Source organism: Flavisolibacter tropicus (genome assembly GCF_001644645.1).
Taxonomy (GTDB): Bacteria; Bacteroidota; Bacteroidia; order Chitinophagales; family Chitinophagaceae; genus Flavisolibacter; species Flavisolibacter tropicus.
In genome coordinates, this window is the sequence record NZ_CP011390.1 from 4,962,630 (window position 1) to 4,974,380 (window position 11,751).

Here is an 11,751-nt window from a genome sequence, read left to right on the forward strand (position 1 = left end):
CATGAAAAAGTTATTAATAAGAATCATTCCATTTATTTTAATTCCTGCAGTATTAACTTCTTGCCTTAAGAAGTTTGAACTAGCTGAAGATTTTTCTTCAACGCAGCCAATTGCAGACTTGCCAAAGGCTCCTGCAAATGCTCTTAATGCGACTGCACCTACTAACTCTTGGTTTATTTTAGATAGCGCACAAGGAACGGTAGATTATAGTACTGCTGTTCATATTTCAGCAAAAGATCATGTTGGCGATGTAACGGTACGTATGAAAATTGATAGAGCCGCTGGTCAGAAGTGGATTGACGCGCATCCTTCAGGTGGGTACGAGTTACTTCCAGAAGACTTGTACACTGTGCCAACTTTAGATGTAGTAATACCAAACGCCGGTGTATTTAGTGTTGGTGACTTTATTGTAAAAGTTAAAGCTAATGCTAACAATGGCGCTGGTGTAAGCCGATTCAAAAACAAGAAGTACATCTTACCTGTTTCAATTGATAATGTTGTAAGCCATAATTTTACAGTTGCGGAAAACTTCCGTAATGTACTGTGGAATATGCGAGTGAAATTGAAATAAGATTAGATACTCAAGTTTATTACCTAGAAAGCCCCATCATTGGGGCTTTCTATTTTATACATTTAATACATATTGTTTAATATGAAAATGCGTGTGTTATTATTTTTTGGATTAGTGTCTATCCAATTAAATGCCCAAACGACTAACATAAGTATCACTCAAAGTTTTAGCGAATATGCAAAAAATCCTGCGGCCATAAATGCATCTAATAGAATGATTGCTTTCAGCCAGAAAGAGAATACTCAAGGATCTCCCTACTTGGTTAATGGGTGGGCAAAAGGAAGCATCGTATTGAGGAATTCAACGATGGAAGAACCGACGTTTGTTTTGAATTATGATAAGGTGAAAGAAAACCTGATTGTAAAGCTTAATGATCAAAATGTTCTTGATGTAGATATGGGTGAGATTGTAAGCTTTATGTTGAACGATTCGGCTAATAGAACCTATAAGTTTGTTAAGCTGCCTGGTGATCATAAGAAATACCTGGAAGAACTTTATAAGGGCAACGCTTACTCGCTTTATAAAGAAGTTAATACTAAGTTTTATAAGTCGGATTATGAAAACAAAGGCTTATATGAAAAAGGGTATAAGTATGACCGATATGAAGATGAGTTTATTTATTATATAGCAGATAAAAAAAATAATCTAAGAGCTATTAACAACTTTAGTAAGAAGGCAATCAAGAGATTATCTGAAACTTTGCCTATTTCAAAGGAACTTTTAGAAGAGTACAAGCCTACAGCGGATAAGGAAGATTTTCTAATTAGACTTACTAAAGAACTTAATGCTACTTTATAAGTTTTCAATATTATTTTATAAATGATCGGGAAGTAGTAAATAAACTTATGCATATGAAAAGTTATTTCCTTTTTGGCTTTTTATTTTTTACAGTAGTTTCTAATGCGCAAAAGCGCTTTGAGCCCGAGAAACCGGTTGCTACAAGACTAAGTGAAATTCCTCCAACTTTTGATGGGCTAACCTATAATTTAAACAATAAGGGTTCATTATTATTAAATGCCCAAAATCAAGAAGTTCAAGGCTCACGTTATCTAGTAAATGGATGGGCTAAAGGAAAAGTAGTTTTAGAAAACGGAACTGTAAATCAATCAGCTTATAAATTGAATTACGATAAGATAAATGATGATTTAATCTTAAAAGTTGATGATACCCATTTTGTTGAAGTTGATATGAGCTCTATTGAGTCTTTCAATTTAATCGATTCATCCGAGAAGTCGTATTCATTTTTAAGAATCCCAGGAAGTAAATCAAGCTTCCTTGTCGAGGTTTATAAAGACAGTATTTGTTCTCTTTATAAAAAAATAACTACCAAATTCTATCGTGCGGATTATGAAAACAAGGGGCTTTATGAAAAAGGATATAAATATGATCGCTATGTAGATGAAACTACATTCTTTATGAAAAATGATAAGGAAGGTTTCGTTGAAATAGTTAATCTAAATAAAAAAGAGCTTAGAAAGTTAACTGAAATATTTCCTAAGGCAAAAGAATATATCTCAGAAAATAAAGTAACTCCAGATAAAGAGAAGTATTTAACTAATCTAACAATTTATTTGAATAAGCACTCTTAAGTATGAGATCTAAACAAAATCTGTTTAACATAAAGCCTGCAACAGGCTTTATTTTTTATACAAATATCTGTCTTGTATCATAGTTGCGCTAAATGCAAATTGAATTTTAAAGACAATTGTAACCGGCTACATGTGCGCTTATCTTCGTAAAATAGAATAAATTGTAATCCAGCAAAACCAACGCTAACAGGCTGCCAACACAGAGATTTCTGAAGGCCCTATATCAACCTAACAGATGCATTTGTTAGTTAAAGTGAAATGTATAATACTATTAAATAAAATGTTGAACATATGCAGTATTTTACTAACTAATGTTGCCTTATCCCTCATATAGTGTTATTCGCGCATAAACATATGATTGATCTTTAGATGTAAAATAAATAAGTAAAGATTTTTATAAATATGTGTTAAATACTTTATCTTGGCCGTCCATAAAAATGCACAAGATAGAATCCCTAATCATTAGACCTATTTACCCTAAGCCATTCTTAATCACGATTTTTATTTATTAAAACAAACGTTTACATGAGAAAAACTGCATCAATGTTTACGATGCTAATGCTCTGTGGTGCATTAGCATTTGGTCAAACTCGCACAGTGACGGGCAGAATCACTGATGCAAATGGAGCGCCCATTCCATTTGCCACTATTACGGAGGCTGGTACTAAAAATGCTACTACAGCCGATGCTAACGGTAATTATAAAATTAATGTTGGCGCAAACTCTAAATTAACAATCTCCGCAACCGGACATGTGGCACAAACAGTTGCTCCAACTGGAAACGCGCAAAACATTTCACTTGCCATTGGTGCTAGCAACTTACAAGAAGTAGTAGTAACTGCCGCTGGTGGTCTACGCGTTAGACAAAAAGAACAAGGTTATAATTCAACTGTTGTAAAAAGTGAAGCGCTTACTGCATCTAAGCCAGTAACCATTGCTGGTGGTTTACAGGGTAAAGTAGCTGGTTTACAAATCAGTGGTGTTAGCAGTGGTGTTAACCCTAACTATCGCTTAGTTTTAAGAGGTATGCGTTCCTTAACTGGTAATAACGAAGCCTTAGTAGTATTAGATAACGTAATTGTACCAAATGCGGTTTTAAGTAATTTGAACCCTGAAGACGTTGCTGATGTAACGGTTTTGAACGGTCCAAGTGCGGCAGCCTTATATGGTTCTGAAGCTTCAAACGGTGCCTTGTTGATTACAACTAAAAAAGGCGCTCGCGGCAAGATGGCTGTAAAGCTGGCTAATACAGTAACCCTGGAGCAGGTTGCCTTTTATCCTAAATTGAATACAAGATTTGGTTCTGGTTCTTCAAATGATGTTCAAACGTACCTTTCTTACGAGAACCAACAGTATGGACCTGAGTTTGATGGTTCTATAAGAGAGCTTGGTAATGCGCTTGCTGATGGTTCTATCCAGAAAGCACCTTATGTAAATACAAATGGTAAGAAAGATTTCTGGGAGACGGGTATTACTAACCAAACAGATCTTTCTGTTACTGGTGGTACTGATCGCTCAACCGTTTATTTCTCTGGTCAGTATGCCGATGTAAAAGGTACTACCCCTGGAGATAAATATAATCGTGCTTCTTTACGCTTAAATGGTACAACAAAGCTGTTGAACAATTTAGATTTAACGTATACGGCTGGTTATACTCAAAATAGATATAATATCACTACACAGACAGCATCTATTTATAATAACCTGTTGAACACGCCAGCAAATGCGCCATTAACGCAGTATAAAGATTGGAGAAACAATCCATTTGCTAACCCTAATGGTTATTATAATGATTTTTATAACAACCCTTATTTCTTAGCCGATAACTATCGCCAGTTAAACAGGAACGACTACTTTGTAGGAAGTTCAGAGTTTAAATATGCTCCAGTAAAATGGATGGATTTAGTTTATCGTATAGGTATCAGCACTAGAAACCAATCGTATACGAACTCTTCTGATATCTTCAGATACAGTGCTTATACAAAAAATACTACACATGGTACCTATAAAAAGTCTGATATCGTTGGTAGTGTAGAAGATGGTTCTTCTTACCTGACTCGTATCAACTCCGACTTCTTGGCTAGCTTTAGAAAAAATGTTCAGGATTTCTCATTCCGTTTAACTACAGGTGCCAGTATTCGTCATGACGAATCTAAATCAATGAGTGCATCTGTAAACGGTCTAGTTGTACCTGGCGTATTTAATTTAGGAAATAGTACGAATACGCCTTCAGCCTCTGAAGCTAATTATGTTGGTCGCCAGTTTGGTGCTTATGGTGATATGACTATTGGCTACAATAACTATTTATTCTTACACGCTACTGGTCGTAATGATTGGGTTTCAACATTGTCTCCAGAAAACAGATCATTCTTCTATCCTTCAGTTGATGTTTCTTTTGTTGCTTCTGACGCTATCGAAGCGCTTAAGAACATTGCTGCTATCGATATGTTAAAAGTAAGAGCTGGTTGGTCTAAGGTGGGCCAGGTGAACCTGGGTGGTAACTTTGGTGCTTATCGCTTAGAAACTACCTTCGGACAAGGTGCTGGTTATCCTTATAATGGCCAAGGTGGTTATAGCGTAGGTAACCAAATCGTTTCTGATAACTTGAAGCCAGAAATTACAACTGGTTATGAAGCTGGTTTTGATGTAAGCTTATTGAAGCAAAGAATCAATGGTAATTTCACTTACTTCAGCACTGAAACAAAAGACCAAACAGTTGCTACCGGTATCTCTGGTACAACCGGCTTCTCTAGCTACTTAGTAAACACTGGTTTAACATCCAGTAAAGGTATCGAGGCAGCTTTGCATGTTACTCCTTTAAGAAGCAAGAACTGGGAAGTTACTGTAGGTGGTAACTATACGTATAACCAAAATAAAGTTATCTCTATCAGCAGCGACTTACCTCGTTTAACACTGGGTGCTTATGCAAGCGGTGCTGGTTCTTATGCTGTTGCTGGTCAACCTTTCCCTGTATTGATGGGTACTACTCATAAGAGAGATCCAGAAGGTCGTATCATCGTAGATCGTATCACTGGTTATCCAACGGCAACTGATACTATATCAATCTTAGGTAGTGCAACACCTAAGCATATTGTAGGTGCTGATTTAAATGTGAAGTTTAAAAGCTTCCGCTTAAGTGCATTAGCTGAATACCGCGGTGGTCACTATATCTACAATGCTGGTGGAAGTACTTTCGACTTCTCTGGTGCTTCTTATAATTCAACTGTATTTAACCGTGAGCGTTTTGTAATTCCAAACTCTTCTTATGAAGATCCTACAAAACCTGGTACTTACATTGCCAATACAAACGTAACTGTTCGTGACGGTGGTCCTGGTTATTGGACAATTGCTGGTCCTCGTACTGGTATCCATGAGAACTATGTAACATCTGCTGCATTCTGGAAATTACGTGAAGTATCTCTTGCTTATGATGTGCCTGCATCAGTGCTGAACAAAACCAAGTTCATCAAAGGAGCTACTGTAAGTGTTCAAGGACGTAACCTGTTGATCTTATTACCTGAATCAAACGTGTATACCGATCCTGAATACAGTGATGGTAACGGTTCTAGCAGTGGTAACGCCATTGGTCTGACCAACTTAGGACAAACACCTCCTTCTCGTTATTTTGGCGCAACCATCTCTTTAACATTCTAACCTTTAAGTAATCATGAAAAAATTAAAAAATATATTAATAGCAGGGGCTGTGATTGTAGCGTTGCCTTCCTGTAAAAAATACCTGGATATCAATGAGAATCCAAACGATCCTACTTCATCAACGCCTGAATTAGTATTGCCTCAAGCTATTACACGTACTGCTAACACCGTTCCTACCTTCAATTTTTACGGTGCACAAACTGTAGGTTATTTAGCTAATGGTGGTGGTGTAAGCGGATGGGGATCAATCATCTCTTACAACTACACTACTGCAGATTTTGCAGGTCTTTGGAATACTACTTACGATATCTTAGAAGATTTCCAATATGTAATTAATAACACAGAAGGCAAAGAAACCTATGCTTATCATAATGCAGCAGCAAAGATCATGAAGGCATATAACTTTGAATTGCTGGTTGATACTTACAATGATGTGCCTTATACAGAAGCATTCAATGGAACAAAGAATTTGTTGCCAAAGTATGATAAAGCTCAGGACATTTATAAAGACCTGGCTGTTCAATTAGACGCAGCTATTGCTCAAATCAAAGCTGCTCAAGCGCAGACTGATGACAGTAAAAAGCCAACAGCTTTAGCTTCTGGTTCAGACCCGCTGTTTAAAGGCGATGTTAACAAGTGGAAGCAATTTGCTAATACTTTGAAGTTAAGATTAGTAGTTCGCGGAAGTGGCAAAGTAAGTTTTGCTAATACAACCTTTGATGCTGCTGGCTTCTTAACTGATGACGCTATTGTTAACCCTGGTTATACAAAAATAGACGGTAAGCAAAACCCACTTTGGGACTACTTTGCTTACACTGCAGCCAGTGCAGCTGTAACTCGTGGTGGACAATATGTACCAACTCCATTTATTCTTTCTTTCTATGATGGAAATAAAGTGTTAGATACTGTTCGTGGTAAACTGACGTATAAAGAATGGTCTGGCACTAATGGTACAAGTACACCTACAAACCAGTTAGGTAGCCAAGCTACCAATGCCGCTAAAGGTGCTACTCCTAACTCTTGGATTTTAGCTGCTAATGCTACATCTTCTGCCAGAGGTATCTTCAAAGCTGCAGATGCTGGACAACCAATCATGCTGGCCGCTGAAAGCTATTTCTTACAAGCTGAAGCTGACGTGCGCACCATTACTTCGAATAATGCTAAGGCTAATTTTAATAAAGGCCTCGAAGCCTCTTTCAGATACTTAATGAAAGATGCTGCAGGTAATGTCTTAGCCGCAGCGGCTGCGGCAGATTCTGCTGTTGTTGCAACAACGAAGTACGTTACTGCCAATAGTTCTAACTATTTAGTAAATTTTGATGCAGCTACTACTAATCAAGAAAAGATCGAAGCAATCATTACGCAAAAGTATATTGCACTGAATATGATTTTGAGCCATGAAGCTTGGAATGAGTATAGAAGAACAGGTTATCCTAAAATTGTTGCGGGTTCTGCTAACTCTAGATTGACGTTTGCATCAACTGTATCTCAATCAACAAATACGGAGAAGCTACCTACAAGGCTTTTATATCCTGAATCTGAATTCAGATACAACCAAAATAATGTGCCTAAAGGCATCAATGCTTTCACTTCTAAAATTTTCTGGGCACTTTAATCTTTTTAAACTTATTGAATTATGAAAAAATCATTTAAGATATTAGTATCCATGCTAGCTACGGCTGTATGTCTTAGCTCATGCTTGAAGGATAAGTCACTTTTTGACCCTGATAAAGTGGACAATGTTGTTGAGTTTGCAAACTTAGGCGCAATTGAGTCTTCTACAACAAGCCCATATCCTTTGTTTAGTAAGTCTTTTGAAGTAGTTCCCGAGGCTCAACTTGAAGTATATGTAAATTATGCCGGCGATGAAGCTGCCGCTCCAGAGGACATTACAGTGCAGTTAGCTGTTAAATCTGATGCTTTAACAACTTATAACACTGCTAACAAAACAAGTTATACGCTTTTACCTACCAGCTTGTATTCTGTACCTACCAGTGTAGTTATTCCTAAAGGTTCAAGAAATGCAAAGGTTGTAATTACATTCAAGCCTAACCAATTTGACTTGTCAAAGACTTATGGTTTGCCTTTAGCAATCACTTCTGCAACAAAAGGAAATATTAGCGGCAATTTTGGTACTGTAGTTTACAGAGTAGGTGCTAAAAATAAATACGATGGTGTTTATGAAATAAAGGCAGATAATGCCACTTTTCAAGACGTTCAAATAGGTGCAGCAGCTACAAAAGCATACCCTAAAACAGTACATTTGGTAACAGTAGGGGCTAACTCTGTAGCGTATTTCGATCCAAACCTGAATTCTGGTACGTATGGATACAGATTTTTGAATAATGGCTCAGGTACATACTATGGCAACTTTGCTCCAGTATTTGAAATGGATCCAACAACTCTTAGCGTAAAAGCTGTAACTAATCACGCTCCTTATATTGGTAACACACAGGGTCGCGATGCCAAGCTGGATCCAACAGGAGTTAATAAGTTTACATTTAATGGTAACACGCCATCTACTTTACAAGTAAGTTATATTTTAACTCAAAATGGTGCAAACAAAGCGTTGATTACCGAAAAATTGGAATATAAAGGTCCTCGACCTTAATAGGTTGATTATCCGTTTAAACAAAATGGCTGCACTTGCAGCCATTTTGTTTTAGGGTATTGTATAAATTATACCTTCGCTAATACTGAAACTTAAATACATGACAGATCAACAACCCCAACAAGGCATCAACATAGAAATCACCGAAGAAATAGCTGAAGGTACCTACGCCAATCTGGCTATTATTACCCATTCACACGCGGAGTTTGTCGTTGACTTTGTGAATGTAATGCCGGGTACACCTAAGAGCAAGGTAAAATCTCGGATCATCTTTACCCCGCAACATGCCAAGCGTTTTATGAAGGCTCTGATCGAAAATGTACAACGCTATGAAGCGGCTAACGGCGAAATCAAAGACTTAGAAGAAGTGCAGATCCCACTCCATTTCGGTGGCCCTGCTGCACAAGCATAAGGGCGGCACGCCCCCGGCCCCTAAAGGGGAGGGCAGGGCGGCGAAAGCCAGGCTAGTCATTGGTCATTAGTGAATAGTTATTAGCCAACCACACAAAACCAAAAGATTAATAGCACCATAAATAAGAAAAGCACTCCACCAAGGGAGTGCTTTTCTTATGTAGGATAAGACAGAACTGTCGACTTCCTTTTCACGTCTCACGTTTGACGTTTCACGAGCCGAGCCCTCCCCTTTAGGGGCGGGGGTGTGCTGGGCGCTAAAGTATCCCCTCATCCGCAAAACTGAAATACCCATCTTCACTAACAATTAAGTGATCCAGCACCTTGATATCAAAAAAACGGGCAGCCTCTTTGATTTTTTGAGTTAGCTCTTCATCTGCGCGACTGGGTTTTAAACTTCCGGAAGGATGGTTGTGGCAAAGTATTAAGCTGACAGCATTTTCTTCCAGTGCCCGTTTGAGAATGATCCTTGGATCTGCCACTGTACCGGTAATACCGCCCTCGCTGATAATTTGAAAATGATTGACCTTGTTAGAACGGTTTAGGAATAGTACGGCAAATACCTCGTGCTGGTAGTCTTTTAAAAGGGTTTGTAAGTAAGCCGCCACATCTGCACTACTGCTAATAATTTCCTTTTGGCGGGAGGCTGTCGCTTCCCGGCGGCGCCCAATTTCAAGGGCGGCCACTATCGAAATTGCCTTGGCTTCGCCTATTCCTTTTACTTTCATTAAGTCGCGCACAGTAAGTTTACCTAGCTGGGGTAAATTGTTTTTACCTAATTGTAAAACTTCTTTTGCCAGGTCTAAGGCCGTTTTTTGGCGGGTTCCATTCGTTATTAAAATTGCTAATAACTCAGAGTCGGAAAGGGCTTGAGCCCCTTTCATGCGTAGTTTTTCGCGTGGTCTATCGTCTTTTGCCCAGTCTTTTATAGAGTACATGTTCTATTGCATGGTTGAAATGAAGTTAATATTTTTATAAACGTTAACAATCCTATAAAACCAATCAAAAACCTAAAACCTCCTATGAACCGCAACTCTACATCCAGCATGGGCGCATTACACCCAATATTATTTTTCGCGCTTGTTTACGGCATTTCACTTTTTTTAGCTTTTTATGTTTGCCGCACGGTGTACTACACCTTAAATGGTGACGAGCCCACAGTTAATAAATTAACCACTTCAAATTCAGCTGCCACGGCATCTGTTGATTACTAGCAAGTTTTTTTACTCGAACAAATGTGCGGCAAATCCTATCTTCGCCGCACATTTTTCGTTATGTTACCCACTGCCAAAATTTTCTCTGGTACAGGATCCCAGCATCTTACAGAACAGATTTGTAAGCGTTATGGTATAACTCCTGGAAAGATTAATATTCAACGATTTAGCGACGGCGAGATCCAGCCGATTTTCTTAGAAAGTATTCGTGGCGATGTAGTTTTTCTGGTACAAAGTACCTGCGCGCCTAGTGACAATTTGATGGAGCTGCTCCTGATGATTGATGCCGCTCGCCGTGCTTCTGCACACAGAATCGTAGCGGTTATACCTTATTATGGTTATGCCCGCCAGGATCGTAAAGACAAGCCCCGTGTAGCAATTGGATCCAAGTTGGTAGCTAATATGCTTACGGCTGCTGGTGCACACCGTGTGATCACCATGGATTTACACGCGCCACAGATACAGGGATTTTTTGATATTCCAGTGGATCACCTCGACAGCTCGGCCGTTTTTATACCTTATATAACACAATTGAAGCTGGAAAACCTTACTTTTGCGGCCCCTGACGTGGGTGCAACAAACCGCATCAGGGAAATAGCCAGCTATTTTGAGGCTGAAATGGTAATCTGCGATAAGCACCGTAAACGTGCAAATGAGATTGCCAGCATGGTAGTGATCGGGGATGTGACAGATAGAGATATTGTGATCATTGATGACATCTGCGATACAGCAGGAACACTGGCTAAAAGTGCTGCTCTTTTAAAAGAAAAAGGCGCTCGTAGCGTTAGGGCATTGGTTACACATCCGGTATTAAGTGGTAAAGCGTTCCAGAATATTGAGAACAGTGTGTTAGAAGAACTGATTGTTTGCGATACTATTCCGCTGAAGCAAGAGTCTTCTAAGATCAAAGTAATTAGTGTTGCCGAGTTGTTTGCAGTAGCCATCCGCAACGCCTACGAAAACAAGAGCATCAACAACCTGTTCATTCACTCTCAGCGGAGAGAAATGTAAGGTTAAGGAGTAGAAGTAATGAATAATGAGTAAGATAACTCACCATTCACCACTCACTATTCACCAATAATGTCAATTTTTAAACAGTCATATAATGAAGACAATTACTATCGAAGGACAACTGAGGACCGAACATGGCAAGTCAGCCACCCGCCAACTTCGCTCTCAGGAACTAGTGCCTGGTGTAATTTACGGGGGTGCTCAGGAGATCAATTTCGCTGCTCCTGCTAAGGCGGTACGCCCAATAGTATACACACCAAGCTTTCAGATTGCTGAAGTAACAGTTGACGGTAAAACCTATCGTTGCATTTTGAAAGATCTGCAGTTCGATAAAACTTCCGATGAGCTGATCCACATCGATCTTTTAGAGCTGGTTGAAGACAAAAAAGTGATCGCTACTATTCCATTGAGCTTTGTAGGTACTGCTGCTGGTGTGCGCGCTGGTGGTCGTCTGGTTACAAAGATGAAAGCGTTGAAAGTAAAAACGTATCCAAAGTATTTGAAAGAGCAAATTGAAGTTAACGTTGAACATATGAACGTTGGTGACAACATTCGTGTTGAAGACGTAAAAACAGAGAACTACGAAGTAATTAACTCCCCTCGTATTCCTGTAGCTTCTGTTGTTACTACACGTGCTTTGCGTCAGGAAGAAGCTGCTGCTACTCCTGCGAAAAAGAAATAATCAGAAAG

Annotated in this window: 10 protein-coding genes; 9 read left to right on the top strand and 1 reads right to left on the bottom strand. The window is 38.9% G+C overall.

From position 1 onward, the window contains the following. Window position 1: 1 nt before the first annotated feature. The 7 genes from SY85_RS21265 to SY85_RS21295 all read left to right on the top strand — a co-directional run bounded on the left by SY85_RS21265 (window position 2) and on the right by SY85_RS21295 (window position 8,837). Window positions 2-571: a DUF1735 domain-containing protein gene (locus SY85_RS21265; protein ID WP_066407419.1), complete on the top strand. Its 570-nt coding sequence runs from the start codon at window positions 2-4 to the stop codon at window positions 569-571. An 81-nt stretch (window positions 572-652) separates the two neighbouring features. Continuing rightward, window positions 653-1,369, top strand: coding sequence for a hypothetical protein (locus SY85_RS21270; RefSeq protein WP_066407421.1), 717 nt, complete (start codon window positions 653-655; stop codon window positions 1,367-1,369). Window positions 1,370-1,422: 53 nt separating this feature from the next. Then, the gene (locus SY85_RS21275; RefSeq protein WP_066407424.1) at window positions 1,423-2,160 is read left to right on the top strand and encodes a hypothetical protein; all 738 of its coding nucleotides are present in this window, start codon (window positions 1,423-1,425) and stop codon (window positions 2,158-2,160) included. Between the two features lie 525 nt (window positions 2,161-2,685). Then, complete coding sequence (locus SY85_RS21280; protein ID WP_066407427.1) at window positions 2,686-5,814, top strand: SusC/RagA family TonB-linked outer membrane protein; 3,129 nt, start codon at window positions 2,686-2,688, stop codon at window positions 5,812-5,814. A 13-nt stretch (window positions 5,815-5,827) separates the two neighbouring features. Beyond that, on the top strand, window positions 5,828-7,429 hold the full coding sequence (locus SY85_RS21285) for a SusD/RagB family nutrient-binding outer membrane lipoprotein (protein WP_066407434.1): 1,602 nt from the start codon (window positions 5,828-5,830) through the stop codon (window positions 7,427-7,429). 21 nt (window positions 7,430-7,450) lie between these two features. Continuing rightward, window positions 7,451-8,425: a DUF1735 domain-containing protein gene (locus tag SY85_RS21290; RefSeq protein WP_066407435.1), complete on the top strand. Its 975-nt coding sequence runs from the start codon at window positions 7,451-7,453 to the stop codon at window positions 8,423-8,425. 100 nt (window positions 8,426-8,525) lie between these two features. Beyond that, window positions 8,526-8,837 (top strand): DUF3467 domain-containing protein, encoded by a 312-nt coding sequence (locus tag SY85_RS21295; RefSeq protein ID WP_066407437.1) that lies wholly within the window; start codon window positions 8,526-8,528, stop codon window positions 8,835-8,837. A gap of 256 nt (window positions 8,838-9,093) precedes the next feature. Here SY85_RS21295 and radC read toward each other — a convergent pair whose 3' ends face one another. Further along, window positions 9,094-9,774, bottom strand: a complete 681-nt coding sequence (gene radC / locus SY85_RS21300) for a RadC family protein (protein WP_066407440.1) — start codon at window positions 9,772-9,774, stop codon at window positions 9,094-9,096. Between the two features lie 336 nt (window positions 9,775-10,110). Here radC and SY85_RS21310 point away from each other — a divergent pair, with 336 nt between their 5' ends. Further along, complete coding sequence (locus SY85_RS21310; RefSeq protein ID WP_066407449.1) at window positions 10,111-11,061, top strand: ribose-phosphate pyrophosphokinase; 951 nt, start codon at window positions 10,111-10,113, stop codon at window positions 11,059-11,061. A gap of 94 nt (window positions 11,062-11,155) precedes the next feature. Further along, window positions 11,156-11,743, top strand: coding sequence for a 50S ribosomal protein L25 (locus SY85_RS21315; RefSeq protein WP_066407452.1), 588 nt, complete (start codon window positions 11,156-11,158; stop codon window positions 11,741-11,743). Window positions 11,744-11,751: the final 8 nt, after the last annotated feature.